Consider the following 15810-nt stretch of genomic DNA (forward strand, 5'->3'; position numbering starts at 1 on the left):
GAGCCCTTCCGTCCCGCCGTCGGGGCGTTACACTGTGACACATGACGCCTATTCGTCACAACGGTGCGGACAGCGATTCCGTCCTCGACGCGGCCCGCGACTGCGTGCTGGCCGTCGGCGTGCGGCGCACCACGCTCGCCGACGTCGCCCGCCGCGCCGGTGTCTCCCGGATGACGCTCTACCGGCGCTGGCCGGACCTGCGGACCCTGGTGGGCGATCTGATGACCCGGGAGTGGATCGACGTGGCGACCCGGGCGATGCCGGCACCCGCGCCCGGTGTCGGCACCCGCACCCGGATCGTGGACGGGCTGGTGGCCGGGGTCGAGGCCTTCCGGGCGCACCCCCTCTTCCGCAAGATCGTCGACGTCGATCCGGAGCTGCTGCTGCCCTATGTGCTCGACCGGCGCGGCGCGAGCCAGGAGGCGCTGCTCGCGCTGCTGGGCGACGCGCTGCGCGAGGGCCGGGCGGACGGCTCCGTGCGGCCCGGCCACGTCGAACGGCAGGCGCGCGCCCTGCTGTTGACCGTGCAGTCCTTCACCCTGTCCCTGCGCACGATGACCGACGAGGACGATCCGGAGCTGGACTCCGCCGCGTTCCTCGGTGAACTGCGCGCCCTTCTGGAGAGGACCCTGACGCCATGAGCCATACCGAGGCCGCGCCCGGCTCGTCCCTGAGCGCCCACCGGCGGGTCCGGGAACTGGCCGAGGCCGCGGACGGCCGGGTGGCCGACGTCCTGGTGGTCGGGCTCGGCGCGACGGGCGCCGGGGCGGCGCTGGACGCGGCGGCCCGCGGGCTGGACGTCGTCGCGGTGGACGCCCACGACCTCGCCTTCGGCACCTCCCGCTGGAGCTCGAAGCTGATCCACGGCGGGCTGCGCTATCTGGCGTCGGCGCAGTTCGACGTGGCCCACGAGAGCGCGGTGGAGCGGGGGGTGCTGATGACCCGTACGGCGCCGCACCTGGTGGCCGCCCAGCCGTTCGTGCTGCCGCTGACCCCGCTGGTGTCCCGGGCCCAGGCCGCGCTGGCGTGGGCCGGGTTCCGGGCCGGGGACGTGCTGCGGCTGGCCGCCCGCACGCCCCGGCAGGTGCTGCCCGCGCCGCGCCGGCTGCCGGCGACCGAGGCCCGCCATCTGGCGCCCTCGGTCCGCGCGGCCGGGCTGCGCGGCGGGCTGCTGTCCTGGGACGGCCGGGTGACCGACGACGCCCGGCTGGTGACCGCCCTCGCCCGGACCGCCGCCGCGCACGGTGCCCGGGTACTGACCCGGGTGCGGGCGCTGGAGCTGACCGGGACGGGCGCCCGGATCAGGGACGAACTCACCGGCGAGGAGGGCGGGATCAGGGCGCGCGCCGTGATCAACGCGGCCGGGGTGTGGGCGGGTGCCCTCGCCGAGGGGATCCGGATCCGTCCCTCGCGCGGCACCCATCTGGTGCTGCGCTCGGAACGGCTCGGCGCGCTGCCCGCCGGACTGCACATCCCGGTCCCCGGGGAGACCAACCGCTTCGTGCTGGTGCTGCCCCAGGGGGACGGCCGGGTCTACGTCGGGCTGACCGACGAGCCGGTGGACGGGGGGATCCCGGACGTGCCCGAGGTGCCCGAGAGCGACATCGGCTTCCTGCTGGACGTGCTCGGCTCCGTCCTGGACGCCCCGGTGGCCCGGCGGGAGGTGGTCGGCGCCTTCGCGGGGCTGCGCCCGCTGCTGGACACCTCCGCCGGGGACGGCGACCCGGCCCGCACCGCCGACGTCTCCCGCCGGCACGCGGTGCTCACCTCGCCCGACGGTGTCACCACCGTGGTCGGCGGCAAGCTCACCACCTACCGGCGGATGGCACAGGACGCCGTGGACGCCGCCGTCGCGGCCAGGGGCCTGCGGGCCGCCCCCTCCCCCACCGCCGACCTGCCCCTGACCGGTGCCGCCGCCCCCGGACGGCTGCGGGCACTGCCCGCGCCGCGCCGCCTGGTCCACCGCTACGGCACCGAGGCCGTGGCCGTCCACGCCCTCGCCGCGCAGGACCCCGCCCTGGCCGGGCCCGTGGTCCCCGGCCACCCCGTCACCCGCGCCGAGCTGCTGTGGGCGCTCCGTCACGAGGGCGCCCTGGACGCGTCCGACCTGCTGGACCGCCGCACCCGGATCGGCCTGGTCCCCGAGGACCGCGCCGGGGCGCTGCCCGTCGTACGGGAGATGCTGGAGCGAGCGGCGGCCCCGCGCCCCTGACCGGGGCCGCCGGCCCGCCCCGCTCCCGGCGGCTCACAGGAGGCGGTGGATGTCGCCGCGGACCCGGTAGAAGCCGCCCGCCGACGGGTGCAGGGCGTCCACGACGTAGCGGGCGCCGGGTTCGCGTATCGCGCGCGGGAACTGGACGTTCCACGAGGGGTCGTAGCCGTCGGAGACCACGTGGACCCGGACCCGGCCGCCCTCCCGCACGCATTCGACCACGATCGCCCCGGCGGGCGCCCGGTCGACCGTGGAGAGCGCGGACACGGCCGTGGCCGGAGCGTAGGTCGGCGTGGCGGCGGCCAGTTTGACGTCCCGCACCACCGGCACCGTGCCCTGCTGGGCCGACGCGACGGCCGCCTCGCTCGCGTCGACGCACACCAGGGAGCCGTCGGTGGTGACCAGGTACAGCCGTTCGTCGTGGTACTGCATCGACAGCGCGGAGCCGCCGCCCGTGCCGAGCTTCCACAGCCGTGTTCCGTCCTGGTCGAAGCAGTAGACGGAGGAGGCCGCGTCGCCGGCGAAGACGAACCGGCCGCCGGGCGAGGTGGCGCACGAGTACACCGCGCCGTCACAGGCGTACGTCGCCTCGATCGCGCCGTCGGCCTTCGCCAGCCGCTGGACCACGCGGTGCGCGGTGCCCGCGTAGACCGCGTCCCGCTCCTGCCAGCCGAAGAGCACACCGCCCTTGGTCGGGGTGTGCCACAGCTCCCGGCCGCCGTCGGGCGCGTACGCGGTGACGCCCCGGTGGTGGCCGTGGTAGACGGCCCGGTCGTCGGCGCGGACCATCCAGGCGTGCTCGCCCCGGCTGCGGCGGGACCACTGGTGTTCGTCCTCGTGGTCGATGACGGTGAGCCCGCCGGAGCGGTCCGAGACGTCGAGGACGCCCTCGTGGATGTCCAGCCAGAAGATGTCGACGTCGGCGGCGATGTCGTAGGCGGCGAAGGGCAGTTTGGAGGACAGGTCGTACACCGTGCCGTCGTCGCAGCCGGCGTAGATCCAGAAGTCGTCGGCGACCAGGCACTTCACGCCGTCCGGCAGGCTGAAGCGGGCCAGCACGGCGCCCTCGTGGTCCAGGGTGTAGACGTCGCCGGCCTGGTTGCCCACCCAGCAGCGGTCGTCGTCGACATGGATGCCGAACGCGGCGGAGCCGGTGCGGAACCGCCACAGCACCGGTGCCACGGCCCGCGCCGTGGACGGCGCCGAACTGATCTGACGGCGGGTCAGCGGACGCGGGGCGCGCTGTCCCCGGACGGCCGGCGCGTATCCCTTGCGGGCCTTCTCGCCGAGCTTCCTCGCGGCGGCGGCCCGCGCCTTCTCCTCGGTCGGGAACGTGGTCGTCTGCGTCTGCCCGGCGGCGCCGATCCTGCCGTAGCGCACCGTCACCACCCGGCCGTCGACGCTCACCTCGTAGAACTTGTGCGCTCCGCCGTCCTCCTGCGACAGCTCCAGGTACGTCGTCGACACCGCGGACCCCGTGGACATGGCACACCCCTCCCAGAAGGACCCGCGGCCACTCCGGCGGGTCCCCGACTGCTGTTCACCGTAGGGGCACCCACTGACAACGGCCCCGGACGGGACGGGGCGCGGCCGGCCGCCGGGTGTCCTACCGGGCACCGTCCGGCCACAGCCCCTCGGCTCCGCCGAGGAGCCGGCGCAGGCACCGGAGCGCGAGCGCGGCCGGCGAGCCCTCGCCGGTGACGCCCGCCTCCGTGCCGGCCCAGGTCTCCAGCGCGATGCGGATCGCGTCCGTGGCCGCCGCCGACACCAGGCGCACCCCCAGGGCGTCCGGGCATCCGTCCGCCAGCCGGGCGACGACCGGGACGAGCCGTTCCTCCGACTCCTGGTTCACCCGGTACCACACCGCGCGCAGCGCGGGATCGTCCGCGGCGGCCCGCAGCAGTCCCCGGGTCCGCTCCAGCGCCGCGGCGGCCTCCTCGTCCGGCGCCGCCAGCGACCGCTCCACCGCCGTCTCCAGCGCCCGGAGCAGACCGGTCCCCGGTTCGGCCGCCTCCAGCAGCGCCCGCCACCGGTCGGCTCCGGCCGCGAGCAGGGGGCTCACCGCGTCCTGCTTGGAGCGGAAGTAGCGGTAGAAGGTGCGCAGCGCGACGCCCGCGTGCCGGGCGATCTCCTCGGCGGTGGTCGCGTGCGGCCCCTGCGCGGCGAACAGCTCCGCCGCCGCGTGCGCGATGTCGAGCTGGGTCGCGGCCTTGCGGCGTTCGGTGAGGGAGGGGGGCGGCTTGGTGCTCATCCCAGAAGACTACGGCCCGGCCGAGCCGGAAGGCATGAATTGACGAAATGGCAAAACGTGCCACCAGGGCGTAACGTGAAGGGCACCAGGGCGTCGGACGGCAAGAGAACCGGCGTCGCACAGGGCCCGCCGCACCCCGGCGGGCCGGGCAGGAGAACCTGATGAACCGCTACGAAGGCCGCCGCGTGCTGATCACCGGGGGCGGCTCCGGCATCGGCCAGGCCACCGTGCTGCGCGTCCTCGCCGAGGGCGGCGAAGTGGTCGCCGCGGACGTGAGCGAGCGGGGGCTGCGGGACACCGCGCAGAAGGCCGCCGGGTACGCGGACCGGCTCACCACCCTCGTCGTCGACGTCGCCGACGAGGCCTCCGTGCGCTCCGGGGTCGCCGCCGCGACGGACACGCTCGGCGGGCTGGACGTGCTGGTCAACGCCGCCGGCATCCTGCGTTCCTCGCACTCGCACCAGACGAGCCTGGAGGAGTTCACCCGCGTCCTCCAGGTGAACCTCGTCGGCACGTTCCTCGTGATCCGCGAGGCGCTCCCGGCCCTGCTGGCGGGCCGGGACGCGGCGGTCGTCAACTTCAGCTCGACCTCGGCCGCCTTCGCGCACCCCTATATGGCGGCGTACGCGGCGAGCAAGGGCGGCATCCAGTCGATGACGCACGCGCTCGCCGCCGAGTACGCGGGCCGGGGCATCCGCTTCACCGCCGTCCAGCCCGGTTCCATCTCCAGCGGGATGACCGACGGCAGCGGCGCCAGCGGGCGCAGCAGCGGGCCGGGACTGCCCGCCGACGCCGACATGAGCCTGTTCGCGAAGCTCTCCCCCGCCCTCGGCCAGGGGTTCGCCGGGCCGGAGACGGTGGCGTCCGTCGTCGCGATGCTCGGCTCGCGGGACGGCGCGTTCATCACCGGGACCGAGATCCGCGTCGACGGCGGCACGCACTTCTGAGCCACGGCACCCGCCCGGCCCACGCCGGGTCGGGCACGGGCGGCCAGGGCGTAAGGACACGCTTCCGGCGTGGCAGCGGGTCCTCGGCCAGGGGCACGGCAACGCGGGCCCCTGCCGCACACCCCTTTATCCCCGCGCCCCGCGTACGGCGGAGGACGAGAGGACGAAGGGGGCGGCGGCCCGGCGGTCGACGGAGCGGGGAACGGCCCGAGCGCATGGATTCACCGTTCCCCGCCCCTGCCGGGCGGCCCGCCGTCGCCTGGGCGGCCGAGGCGGCGTGCCGGTCCGTGGGGACGGCCGGCGGACGTGTCCGCGCCGTCGGCCCCGCTCCGACTCTCCGCCCCCGGCGGCACGCCTGCCACCTGGCGACAGCCGGCCGGGTGAGGCCCCCGGGCGGCTCGCGCCCACGCCTTCGGCCGCGGGCCGGGAGGCGGCTCCCCCGCGCCGCCCGGCCCGCCCGGCGGCCTGCGGGAACTCCCGTGACGACCCGGCAAGTTGGTATGGGAGGCTGGGCCCGGCCGCCGCGGACCGAGGCCGGGCCGGCCGGTGAGAGGAGCACAGCGTGACAGAGAACGGCTACGAGGCCGTCACCATCGACACCAGCAGACCGCACCCCGCGCGGATCTACGACTACCTGCTGGGCGGCAAGGACAACTACGAGGTGGACCAGCAGGCGGGCGACGCGCTCGCCGCCGCGGCCCCCGAGGCCCGCATCGGCGTCCGGGCGAACCGCGCCTTCCTGGAGCGCGCCGTCCGGTACGTGGTGGGCAGCGGGATCCGGCAGATCCTGGACATCGGCACCGGGCTGCCCACCTCGCCGAACGTGCACGAGGTCGCCCAGTCGGCGGCGCCCGATGTGCGCGTGGCCTACGTCGACAACGACCCGATCGTCGCCGCGCACGGCAACGCCCTGCTCAGCCGGTCCGGCACGACCCGCATCGTCCTCGGGGACCTGCGCGATCCGCGCGCCGTCCTGGACCACCCCGACGTCCGTCAGCTGATCGACTTCGATCAGCCGGTCGCGCTGCTGCTCGTGGCGATCCTGCACTTCCTCGCCGACACGGACCGGCCCGCCGAGATCGTGGCCACGCTGCGCGACGCGCTGCCCGCCGGCAGCTTCCTGGTGCTCTCGCACGCCACGGGCGACTTCGCCGACCGCTCCGCCGCCCAGGACGTGTACACCAACGCGACCGCGTCCCTGCACTTGCGCGGCCGGGCCGAGGTGGAGCGGTTCTTCGACGGTTTCGAGCTGGTCGAACCGGGCCTGGCCCAGGTGCCGTTCTGGCGCCCGGACGCCCCGCCGCCGCCCCGCTCCGAGGAGATCGGCTTCTACGGCGCGGTGGCCCGCAAGACCACCTGACCGGCCGGTCCGCCGCGTCCCCGGGGGCGGTGCCGCGAGGTGCGCCCCCGGCCCGCGTGGTGTGCCGGATCCCCCGGTGCGACGCTGGAGGGGAAGGTGACCGACGAGGGGACCTGGAGGGCCGATGGGACGGGACGTCCCGGCGCTCGTCTTCACCCGCGAGGACCGCCGCCGGTACCGGATCAAGATGCAGAGGTGCCTCGACGCGTTGGCGCGGATGCTGCGCGAGGCGCGTTTCGAGTCGGAGCGGCCCCAGGTCGGCCTGGAGGTGGAGCTGAACCTGGTGGACGACGAGGCCGAGCCGGCGATGCGCAACACCGATGTGCTGGCGGCGATCTCCGACCCGGCCTGGTCCACCGAGCTGGGCCGGTTCAACCTGGAGATCAACGTTCCTCCCCGGCGGCTGACCGCGGGCGGTCCGGACGCCTGGGAGGCGGAGATCCGGGCCGCGCTGAACCACGCCGACGAGCGGGCCCGGTCGGTCGGCGCCCGGCTGATCACGGTCGGGATCCTGCCCACCCTGCGGCAGGAGGAGATCGGCGAGGACGCGCTGTCGGAGAACCCCCGCTACCGGCTGCTGAACGACCAGATCTTCGCGGCCCGGGGCGAGGACCTGCGCATCGAGATCGACGGGGCGGACCGGTTGCGGACCTATGCCGACACCATCACCCCGGAGGCGGCGTGCACCAGCACCCAGTTCCATCTCCAGGTGTCGCCGGAGGAGTTCGCCGGGTACTGGAACGCGGCGCAGGCGATCGCCGGGGTACAGGTCGCGCTCGCGGCCAACTCGCCGTTCCTGTTCGGCAAGGAGCTGTGGCACGAGACCCGGATCCCGCTGTTCGAGCAGGCCACCGACACCCGCCCGGAGGAGATCAGGGTGCAGGGGGTACGGCCCCGGGTGTGGTTCGGCGAGCGGTGGATCAACAGCGTGTTCGACCTGTTCGAGGAGAACCTGCGCTACTTCCCGGCGCTGCTCCCGCTGTGCGACGAGCAGGACCCGGTGGAGACGCTGGACCGCGGCGACATCCCGGCACTGCCCGAACTCACCCTGCACAACGGCACGATCTACCGCTGGAACCGGCCGGTGTACGCCGTCTCCCGCGACCGGCCGCACATCCGGGTGGAGAACCGGGTGCTGCCCGCCGGCCCGACCGTCGCCGACACCCTCGCCAACGGCGCCTTCTACTACGGCCTGACCCGCGCCCTGGTGGAGGAGGACCGGCCGGTGTGGTCGCGGATGTCCTTCGCCGCCGCCGAGGACAACCTGCACACCGCCGCCCGGCTCGGCATCGACGCGCCGCTGTATTGGCCGGGGACGGGCGAGGCGCCGGCACCGGAGCTGGTGCTGCGGCGGCTGCTGCCGCTCGCGCACCGCGGCCTGGAGCTGTCCGGCATGGACGCGGCCTGGCGGGAGCCCCTGCTCGGGGTGATCGAGCAGCGGTGTGTGACGGCGCGCAACGGAGCGGTGTGGCAGAAGGAGATGTTCCACCACGTGGCCGACACCGCGCACGCCGGCCGGCACGAGGCGCTGCGCCGGATGACCCAGGTGTACATCGACTACATGCATCTCAACGCCCCGGTGCACACCTGGCCGGTCGACTGAGCCGGCACGCGCTGCGGGACGGCCGGAGGCCCTAGCCCGGTGCCCGGGTCGAGGGGTCCAGGGCGACCCCGGTGCACTGCGGGACGTCGGGCAGGTGGGACTTGGCCCACTGGGCCAGCTGGCGGAGCGCGGGCTCCAGGGCGGCGCCGGCCTCGGTCAGCCGGTAGGAGACGCGCAGCGGGGGGCCCTCGTCGACCTCGCGCAGGACGAGGCCGGCGGCGCCGAGTTCGGCGAGCCGGTCGGAGAGCATGCGTTCGCTGATGCCGGGGATGGCCCGTCTGATGTCGGCGAAGTAGGCGGGCTGCCCCACCAGGACGGCCACGATCGGCCCGCTCCAGCGCTTGCCGAGGAGCTGGAAGACACGGGTGATGCCGTCGTCCACCCGCTTGCAGGCCGCGCTGTCGTGGTTCTCGTCCATGACCTCAGCCTACTACTCCCGCGTAGGGGACTAAATAAAAGTAAGTCCATGTGATAAAAGTAGTCCAGTACTAAACCTCAGCCCGCGCTTCCGGCGTCCGGCTGCTTCAGCCCTTTCTGGAGAGACCCATGGCCACCCTGCTGCACATCGATTCGTCCGTGTTCCCGGCCGAGGCATCGGCCTCGCGCGTCGTGACGGAGGCCTTCCGCAAGCACTGGCAGGAGGAGCACCCGGAGGGCACGGTCGTCTACCGCGACCTGGCGGCGCAGCCGGTCGCGCACATCACCGCCGAGACCCACCTGGCCGGCTTCACCGACCCGGCCACCCACACCCCGGAGCAGGCCGCCGCGTTCGCCGAGCGCGTCAAGCTGATCGAGGAGCTGGAGCAGGCCGACGCGGTGCTGATCGGCGCCCCGATGTACAACTTCACGATCCCCTCCACCCTCAAGGCCTGGCTGGACAACGTGATCCTGATGGGCCGCACCGCGGGCCCGGTCCAGTCCGCCAAGGGCACCCCGGTGACCGTCGTCGCCAGCCGGGGCGGCTCCTACGCGCCGGGCACCCCCCGCGAGGGCTTCGAGTACGTGCAGAACTACCTCGAAGCCGCGCTGGGCACGGGCCTCGGCCTGGACGTGGACTTCATCGTCCCCGAGCTGACCATGGCGTCCGTGAACCCGGAGATGGCCGAACTGGTCCCGCTGTACGAGGCCTCCCGTGACCGCGCCCTGGAGGACGCCGCCACCAAGGCGCGTGAGCTGGCCAAGCGCCACGCCGCCTGAGCACGCCCCCGCCCCGCGTGACCCCGGACCGCCCGGCGGGCGGTGCGGGGTCACGCGCGCGTCCGCACCCGGCCGACGTCGCGTCGGGCGCGGACGCCGCGCGTCGCCCACGAGGCCGCCTCGGCGATCGTCGCCGGGCCGGCTCGGCCGGCCTGCCCGCGGAGTGGAGCGACGCCCGCGACGCGCGGGTGGGCACCGGCCGGGCCGCCCCCACCGGCGCCGGGCGCGCCGCTCCGGACCTGTTCGGACGAGCCGGCCCGGCGGGGCCGCGGCGGCCGGCACCGCGCCGGACGCGGTGGCGGGCCCTCGGCACCACGGCCGCCGGGCAAGCCCCCGGCGCAGGTCCGCCGTACGGCGCGGGCGCGCCTCCTTCCGTAGGCTGAAGGCGTCCGATTCCTCCCGCCGGGAGGTCTGCCGCAGGCAGGAGGGGGCCGTGATCGAACTCGCCGCGGTGTTCGCCGTCGCGGGAGCGGCGAGCAACGCCGTGGGCACCGCGTGCCAGCGCAAGGCGGCCTCCGCCAGCAGCCGCGGCGGGTTCCGGCTGCTCGCGGAGCTGGTGCGCCGGCCCGTCTGGGTGATCGGCATGGCCGGTGTGGCCTGCGCCGCGCTGTTCCAGAGCCTGGCCCTGGTCAACGGCCCGCTCGCCCTGGTGCAGCCGCTGTTCATCCTCGAGCTGCCCTTCGCGCTGCTCGTCGCCGCCCCCTTGATGCACCGGCGGCTGCCGCGCTCGGGCTGGTGGGGGGTCGGCGGCTGCCTGGCGGGCCTCGCCGCCCTGCTGCTGGCGGCGGCCCCGCACGGCGCCACCGACCAGGCGCCGATGGCCCGGTGGCTGCCGGCCCTGCTGCTGTGCGCCGGCGCGATGGCCCTGGCGGTGGGACTGGCCGGCCGGGGGCACTCCCCGGCCCGGCGCGCCGCGCTGCTGGCGGCCGCCTCCGCGACGGGCAACGCGCTGACCGCCGCCCTGCTGAAGTCGGCGAGCGGCACCTTCGCCGACCACGGCCTCACGGCGTTCCTGCGGTCCTGGCAGACGTACGGCTTCGCGCTCGCCGGGATCGCCGCCGTCCTGCTGCTGGAGAACGCGTTGCAGGCCGGTCCGCTGGCCGCGGCGCAGCCCGCGCTGACCATCGGTGACGCGGTGGTGAGCCTGGCCCTCGGCGTCACCCTCTTCGGCGAGCGGATCCGCACCGGGTGGTGGCTCGTGCCCGAGCTGTGCGGGGCGCTGCTGATCGTCGCGGGGGTGCTGGTGCTCAGCCGGGCCGTGCAGCGCATCGAGGTGGTCCCGGTCCCCGCCGGGGAGCGGAGCGTGGCCTCCTGACCGGTCAGGGGGCCGCGACGAGCGGGGGCACGCCCCAGTCGGACCGCAGCGCGCCGTCCAGGGCGCGGGCCGCGTCCGCTCCGATGCGTTCCAGCAGGACCGACTCGATCACCCCGATCGTGGCCTGCGCGCGCTCGTGCACGCGCCGGCCCTCGGCGGTCATGCGGATCAGCCGCCGCCGGGCGGAGCCGGGGTCGGGTTCCTGCCCCAGCAGCCCCATGCCGATCAGTCCGTGCACCGCCTGATGGGCGGTCTGCCGGGTGACGCCCATCCGCCGGGCGAGTTCGGAGACGGTGGTGCCCTCGGCGTCGAGCATCGCGAAGACGGACGCCTGCGCCGTGGTCACCGGCTGCTCGCCCGCCGCCTCCATGCTGGCGAACAAGGCGTCCTCGAACCAGCGGCGGGCCTCGGACAGAAGCTGGGGCAGATTGGCGGCGCGGTGACTCATGGCTCCTCGGGGGGGTCGGATACCCAGCGGATTATCCTCCTGGTGTCCGGCCCCCGCTCCCCTTGCCCGGCCCCCTCACCCTCCTTGCCCGGCCTCCTCTCCCCCTTGTCCGGCCTCCTCACCCTCCTTGTCCGGCCTCCTGTTCCCCGGCTCCCCGGCCGCAGTGCCGGGCGATGAACCGGGCCGTCCGCGCGAGGCACCGCTCGGCCTCCTCCTGCGTGAGCCCCACCCACAGGTGGTTCGCGCCGGGCACCCGCACGTGTTCGACCGGCACCCCGGCGGTCCGCAGGGCGGTCGCGAGCCGGTCGCTCTGCGCACACGGCACGAACTCGTCCTCGGTGCCGTGCAGCAGCAGGAACGGCGGCGCCGCCGGGGTCACCCGCAGCGCGGGGCTGGCGTCCCGGGCCGCGTCGGGGACGGCGGCAGGGGCGGCCCCGAGCAGCAGCGCCTCCCGGGAAGTGGGGTCTGCCGCGTCGAAGCGGCCCGGCGGGTGGTCCTCGGCGAGGCGGGTGAGGTCGGTGGGCGCGTACCAGGTGACGCAGCCGCGCACGGTCGCCGCCCGTCCGCCGGGGCCGGCCGTCCCGGTGGTGAGCGCGGTCAGCGCGGCCAGGTGGCCGCCGGCGGACTCGCCCCACAGGACCACCCGGTCCGGGTCGAGGCCCAGCTCCCCGGCCCGGTCGCGCAGCCAGACCAGCAGCGCGCGCAGGTCGTCCAGCTGGGCCGGGTGCCGGGCCTCGCCGCTGAGCCGGTAGTCGGGACAGGCCACGGCCACCCCGGAGCCGGCCAGCCGGGCGAACGGGCCCGGCCGCGGGCGCCGGAAGAGCGGGCCCGGGTCGTCGCGCAGTCCGGTGCGCCAGCCGCCGCCGTGCACGAAGACGACCACCGGCAGCGGGCCGTTCGCCGGCTCGGGCAGCCACAGGTCGGTCTCCAGCGGCCGGCCGCCGTCGGGCACGGCGTAGACGGCGCCGCGCAGCAGCCGGACGCCGGGCGCGGGCCGGGCGGACGGCGGCAGGGGCAGGCGGGCGGGGTCCGGGGGCGCCAGCAGTTCCAGGGGGAACCGCGGAACGTCATGAGGCCTGGGGGCTGGGTGTGCGGCTTCTTCCGGCACGGGGTGCTCCTCGGGTGGCATGGGGTTTCCCCGGCGGGCGGGGCGGGGGAACGGGGTCCGGGCGTCGGCGGTGGTGGGCGGGCGCCCGTCGGCGTCCGGCGCCGGGACGTGCGCGGTGCCCGCCCCCGCGCGGGACACGGCCGTCAGCTCCCGGTGCGCCACCGGTGGTCGGGGCGGAACCGGACGTCGTACCGCTGGGGCACGGTCGCGAACTTCTCCCGTTCCGGCACGAACGGCCTCCCCGGCAGGCCCAGTTCCTCGGCCGGGGTGCCGAGGGACTCGAAGAATCGCTCGAAGGTGCCGCCCGGTCCGGCGGCCACGCCCACGACCTGCGAGTGGTGGCGCTCCATGCGGTAGGCGTGGACGCAGTTCTTCGGCACGAAACCGAAGTCCCCCGGCGTGAGCAGCTTCTCGTGCTGCTCGCCCTCGAGGTCCTCCACGAAGAGCCGCACGGCCCCGTGGGTGATGTAGAAGACCTCGTAGGTGTCCGCGTGCGAGTGGGCCGGGATCAGCTCGCCCTTCGGGCCCTCGCAGGTGAAGAAGTTGAAGGTGTTCTCGGTCTGCTCGCCGCCCGCGTAGACCGTGATCAGGTCGCCGAACAGGTGGGCCCGGTCACCCAGGCCCTTCTCGATGAAGTAGGGCTTGCCCGGCTCCGGCGGAATGAAGGAGCGGGCCCGGTAGCGGGTGGCGTATTCGATGGTCATGCGGAGCCTCCGGTTCCGTGCGCTATATATGTCAGGCTACCTGACATAGGGGTCGTGGCCAACGGGCCGAGGCCGGAGGTTCCGCGCGGTGACCGCCAGCGCGGTGACCGTCAGCGCGACCGGATCAGCCGTACCTCCTCCACGCCCATCAGTCCGAGCAGCGGCACCCGGCCGACCCGCTGGCCGGGGTCGACCACCAGTCCGGAGCCACGCACCAGGTCCAGCAGCAGTTCCGCCAGCGGCATGACCATGTGGCGGCCCCAGCAGCGCTCCGACGCGTGGCCGAAGGGCAGATAGCCGGGGGCGGTGTCGGGGTCGAGGCGGTCCCAGCGCTCCGGGCGGAAGGCGTCGGCGTCGTCCCAGAGGGCGGGGTCGCGGTGGGAGAGCAGCGGCAGCAGCAGGACGTCGTCCCGCTCCCCGATCCGGTCGTCGATGGCCGGGTACTCGGGGGAGGCGTTGCGCAGGATGTTCCACGAGGGCGGCAGCAGCCGCAGCGACTCCAGGATGATGTTCCGGTTGGAGGTGCCCTCGTCGAACGGGGCGCCCAGCCAGAGGGCGTTGGCCACGAGGGTGGAGACCGTGAAGCAGACGGGGGCCGCGGCCCTGCGGTACATCCCCATGGCGTACCGCCGTTCCTGGTAGCCGCGGGCCTCGGCCGTGCGGTTCGCGAGGCCGGTGAGCCGGGGGTCCGGGCGGGGCCGGCCGGGCAGGGCGGCGCCGACGGCGATCACCGACCAGGTGAGCTTGGGGGTCAGTTCGAGGGTGCGGCTCATCAGCGTGCGCAGCCGGCGGGGGTCCTGGCCGAGGATGAGGTCGCGCAAGAAGTTGTGCCCGGTCAGCGGCCAGGGGCCGGCGAGGTCCACGCCCTCGGGCAGCGGGCGGGCGAGGGCCGCGCGCACGTCGTTGCCGATGGTGCGGGTGACGGCGGAGGCCTCGGCGCGGGATATCGAGCGCCCGTGCAGCGGCTTGAAGGTGGGCCGTTCGGTCTCGGTCGCCCGGCGCGCGGCCAGGATGCGGTCGGTGACCTCGCATCCCGCGACGCCGACGGTGTCCGGTTCCAGCCGGAAGACGTCCCGGCCCAGGTGGTCGCCGATGAGGGCGGCGAGCCGGGGGGCGAACACCGTGGTGCGCGCCCGTGCGGTGGATGACGGCGGCATGGCTCCTCCGGTACGGGACGGGGGGCGTGGTCAGGGAAGTCCGGGACGCGGCGGGACGCCGTCGCCCGGCCGGTCCGCGCGGCGGTCCGGCCGGGCGACGATGTCACCGCGCGGGCGCGGAGCGGATCAGTACCAGAGGTACCAGGCGTTGGCCTTGAGGCTCTTGCCGGCGGCGACGCGGTTGCGGATGGCGAAAAGAAGCTTCATCACTGCACCTCCCCTCGGGGGCGGACGGGTGACACGCGACGGCTCCGGCCGGGCCGGTGAAGATCACGTGTCGGCGACCACCGGAACCTTCCCAAGATCGTTCACCGGCTAATCACCAGGGTGGTCAAAAACCCTGCCAGGCAGCCGTTTTCGGACTTTCACCGATCATCGGCGCTCCGGTTCGCCCTCCGTTGCGACGCCCGCGCGCCGTGCGGTCACCGCCGCTCGGGCACTGACGGACGGGCGCGCACCCGCCCGGATGCCGGACAACGGGTCGCCGGGACCGGACACGAACGCACCACGCGGCCGGACGATCCGGCGGCCGGAGGTTGGCCGGATACCGCCCTTCGTACGGCCCCGTCCGCCGGACCCCGCCCAAGGCCACTTGTCCCGAATTGGACTTTGCAGAGCGGGTATTGGCCTTCCTAGCCTGGTTGGCATGGCACCACTGGGAAGCCCGTACGACGAGCGGGCGGGAAACGTCGTCGTCGGGGTGAGCGACTCGCTCGCCGGACTGGCCGCGCTGCGGCGAGGCGTCCGGGAGGCCCGGGCCACCGGGCGGACACTGGTGGCCGTCCGCGCCTGGGAGCCACCGGAGGGCGAGGCGCTCTACGCCCGCCGGCCGGAGACGTCGTGGGCCCGGCTGTGGGCCGACGAGGCGCGGCGATGTCTGGAGCGGGCCTTCGACCTGGCGGCGGGCGGTCCCCCGGCGGACCTGCGGATCGTACGACGCGTGATCAGGGGCCCCGCCGGGCCGGTGCTCTGCTCGGTGGCCGCGTCCGCCGACGACCTGCTGGTCGTCGGCATGGCCCGGCGGCGGGGACCGCTCGCCCGGCTGCGCCCCCGGCCGGTGCACCGGTTCGTGCCGGCCCGGGCCGTGTGCGAGGTGCTGATCGTGGCCGGCCCCCGCCTCCTGCCCCACGAGGCACGGATCCTGCGGCGCGGCGAACGGGCTGCCGGGCCGGGCGGCCGCACACCGCTGACCGGCCGGCCCGTGGTGCCGTAGCGGACGGGCCGGCCGTCGTGTCCACCTTCCGGCCGGGCGGCGGGCGTCGGCCTCGGTCCCTCCTCCCGCGGGGGTCGGCGAGACCGCGCTCCGCCATGCCGCCGGCCGGCCGGACGCCGCCGGAGCGGCGGCCCGGCACCGGCCGGCGGGGCGCGGAGTCCGCGCGGTCCGGGAGGCGGTGGTCCGGGAGACATGGCCCCGGTCCCCGTCGGCCGCGGCGCGGGCGCGACCGATCCGCTCCTCACGGGCGGATCCGCCGGGAAGCGCACGCCGTCGCGTCATGTGCCGGACCCTG

General features: G+C 75.2%; 16 protein-coding genes. 8 read left to right on the forward strand and 8 right to left on the reverse strand.

All coding sequences use genetic code 11. The features are described from left to right. The first annotated feature begins 41 nt into the window (after positions 1-41). Positions 42-641: a TetR/AcrR family transcriptional regulator gene (locus ACZ63H_RS21700; RefSeq protein ID WP_469867371.1), complete on the forward strand. Its 600-nt coding sequence runs from the start codon at positions 42-44 to the stop codon at positions 639-641. Continuing rightward, positions 638-2212 carry a glycerol-3-phosphate dehydrogenase/oxidase gene (locus tag ACZ63H_RS21705; RefSeq protein ID WP_469867373.1) on the forward strand — a complete coding sequence of 525 codons (1575 nt, stop codon included), beginning with the start codon at positions 638-640 and terminating at the stop codon, positions 2210-2212. The genes ACZ63H_RS21700 and ACZ63H_RS21705 overlap by 4 nt, the downstream gene beginning before the upstream one ends. A 33-nt stretch (positions 2213-2245) precedes the next feature. Here ACZ63H_RS21705 and ACZ63H_RS21710 read toward each other — a convergent pair whose 3' ends face one another. Continuing rightward, entirely contained in the window at positions 2246-3697 is a 1452-nt protein-coding gene (locus ACZ63H_RS21710) for a WGR domain-containing protein (RefSeq protein ID WP_469867375.1), read from the reverse strand. Between the two features lie 121 nt (positions 3698-3818). Further along, positions 3819-4463 carry a TetR/AcrR family transcriptional regulator gene (locus ACZ63H_RS21715; RefSeq protein ID WP_469867377.1) on the reverse strand — a complete coding sequence of 215 codons (645 nt, stop codon included), beginning with the start codon at positions 4461-4463 and terminating at the stop codon, positions 3819-3821. 161 nt (positions 4464-4624) lie between these two features. On the opposite strand from ACZ63H_RS21715, the gene ACZ63H_RS21720 reads away from it, so the two are divergent. From ACZ63H_RS21720 to ACZ63H_RS21730, 3 genes are all read left to right on the forward strand, one after another. Next, positions 4625-5410, forward strand: a complete 786-nt coding sequence (locus ACZ63H_RS21720) for an SDR family NAD(P)-dependent oxidoreductase (RefSeq protein WP_469867379.1) — start codon at positions 4625-4627, stop codon at positions 5408-5410. Positions 5411-5972: 562 nt separating this feature from the next. Beyond that, the gene (locus tag ACZ63H_RS21725) at positions 5973-6770 is read left to right on the forward strand and encodes an SAM-dependent methyltransferase (RefSeq protein ID WP_469867381.1); all 798 of its coding nucleotides are present in this window, start codon (positions 5973-5975) and stop codon (positions 6768-6770) included. A 124-nt stretch (positions 6771-6894) separates the two neighbouring features. Further along, positions 6895-8373 (forward strand): glutamate-cysteine ligase family protein, encoded by a 1479-nt coding sequence (locus ACZ63H_RS21730; protein ID WP_469867383.1) that lies wholly within the window; start codon positions 6895-6897, stop codon positions 8371-8373. A 31-nt stretch (positions 8374-8404) separates the two neighbouring features. Here ACZ63H_RS21730 and ACZ63H_RS21735 read toward each other — a convergent pair whose 3' ends face one another. Further along, a complete protein-coding gene (locus ACZ63H_RS21735; RefSeq protein ID WP_469867385.1) occupies positions 8405-8791 on the reverse strand; it encodes a winged helix-turn-helix transcriptional regulator in 387 nt (128 codons plus the stop codon). 128 nt (positions 8792-8919) lie between these two features. Between ACZ63H_RS21735 and ACZ63H_RS21740 the strand changes: the two genes are divergently transcribed. Together ACZ63H_RS21740 and ACZ63H_RS21745 are read left to right on the forward strand one after the other, a co-directional pair. Further along, positions 8920-9570 carry an FMN-dependent NADH-azoreductase gene (locus ACZ63H_RS21740; protein WP_469867387.1) on the forward strand — a complete coding sequence of 217 codons (651 nt, stop codon included), beginning with the start codon at positions 8920-8922 and terminating at the stop codon, positions 9568-9570. A gap of 433 nt (positions 9571-10003) precedes the next feature. Continuing rightward, entirely contained in the window at positions 10004-10885 is an 882-nt protein-coding gene (locus ACZ63H_RS21745) for a DMT family transporter (protein WP_469867389.1), read from the forward strand. Between the two features lie 4 nt (positions 10886-10889). Here ACZ63H_RS21745 and ACZ63H_RS21750 read toward each other — a convergent pair whose 3' ends face one another. The 5 genes from ACZ63H_RS21750 to ACZ63H_RS21770 form a co-directional block, all read right to left on the reverse strand. Then, entirely contained in the window at positions 10890-11333 is a 444-nt protein-coding gene (locus ACZ63H_RS21750; RefSeq protein WP_467938827.1) for a MarR family winged helix-turn-helix transcriptional regulator, read from the reverse strand. 118 nt (positions 11334-11451) lie between these two features. Continuing rightward, a complete protein-coding gene (locus ACZ63H_RS21755; protein WP_469867391.1) occupies positions 11452-12441 on the reverse strand; it encodes an alpha/beta hydrolase fold domain-containing protein in 990 nt (329 codons plus the stop codon). A 143-nt stretch (positions 12442-12584) separates the two neighbouring features. Beyond that, complete coding sequence (locus ACZ63H_RS21760) at positions 12585-13145, reverse strand: quercetin 2,3-dioxygenase (RefSeq protein WP_469867392.1); 561 nt, start codon at positions 13143-13145, stop codon at positions 12585-12587. A gap of 110 nt (positions 13146-13255) precedes the next feature. Next, complete coding sequence (locus ACZ63H_RS21765) at positions 13256-14302, reverse strand: cytochrome P450 (protein WP_469867394.1); 1047 nt, start codon at positions 14300-14302, stop codon at positions 13256-13258. 126 nt (positions 14303-14428) lie between these two features. After that, a complete protein-coding gene (locus tag ACZ63H_RS21770; RefSeq protein WP_234470579.1) occupies positions 14429-14509 on the reverse strand; it encodes a tryptorubin family RiPP precursor in 81 nt (26 codons plus the stop codon). 439 nt (positions 14510-14948) lie between these two features. On the opposite strand from ACZ63H_RS21770, the gene ACZ63H_RS21775 reads away from it, so the two are divergent. Beyond that, positions 14949-15515, forward strand: a complete 567-nt coding sequence (locus tag ACZ63H_RS21775) for a universal stress protein (protein WP_469867396.1) — start codon at positions 14949-14951, stop codon at positions 15513-15515. Positions 15516-15810: the final 295 nt, after the last annotated feature.

It is taken from the genome of Streptomyces sp. NPDC104831 (assembly GCF_055583025.1).

Excerpts from the sequence above, each read along its gene's own strand:
- ACZ63H_RS21700 (WP_469867371.1), top strand. The coding sequence starts at position 42 with ATGACGCCTATTCGTCACAACGGTGCGGACAGCGATTCCGTCCTCGAC.
- ACZ63H_RS21705 (WP_469867373.1), top strand. The coding sequence starts at position 638 with ATGAGCCATACCGAGGCCGCGCCCGGCTCGTCCCTGAGCGCCCACCGG.
- ACZ63H_RS21710 (WP_469867375.1), bottom strand. The coding sequence starts at position 3,697 with ATGTCCACGGGGTCCGCGGTGTCGACGACGTACCTGGAGCTGTCGCAG.
- ACZ63H_RS21715 (WP_469867377.1), bottom strand. The coding sequence starts at position 4,463 with ATGAGCACCAAGCCGCCCCCCTCCCTCACCGAACGCCGCAAGGCCGCG.
- ACZ63H_RS21720 (WP_469867379.1), top strand. The coding sequence starts at position 4,625 with ATGAACCGCTACGAAGGCCGCCGCGTGCTGATCACCGGGGGCGGCTCC.
- ACZ63H_RS21730 (WP_469867383.1), top strand. The coding sequence starts at position 6,895 with ATGGGACGGGACGTCCCGGCGCTCGTCTTCACCCGCGAGGACCGCCGC.
- ACZ63H_RS21735 (WP_469867385.1), bottom strand. The coding sequence starts at position 8,791 with ATGGACGAGAACCACGACAGCGCGGCCTGCAAGCGGGTGGACGACGGC.
- ACZ63H_RS21740 (WP_469867387.1), top strand. The coding sequence starts at position 8,920 with ATGGCCACCCTGCTGCACATCGATTCGTCCGTGTTCCCGGCCGAGGCA.
- ACZ63H_RS21750 (WP_467938827.1), bottom strand. The coding sequence starts at position 11,333 with ATGAGTCACCGCGCCGCCAATCTGCCCCAGCTTCTGTCCGAGGCCCGC.
- ACZ63H_RS21760 (WP_469867392.1), bottom strand. The coding sequence starts at position 13,145 with ATGACCATCGAATACGCCACCCGCTACCGGGCCCGCTCCTTCATTCCG.
- ACZ63H_RS21765 (WP_469867394.1), bottom strand. The coding sequence starts at position 14,302 with ATGCCGCCGTCATCCACCGCACGGGCGCGCACCACGGTGTTCGCCCCC.
- ACZ63H_RS21770 (WP_234470579.1), bottom strand. The coding sequence starts at position 14,509 with ATGAAGCTTCTTTTCGCCATCCGCAACCGCGTCGCCGCCGGCAAGAGC.
- ACZ63H_RS21775 (WP_469867396.1), top strand. The coding sequence starts at position 14,949 with ATGGCACCACTGGGAAGCCCGTACGACGAGCGGGCGGGAAACGTCGTC.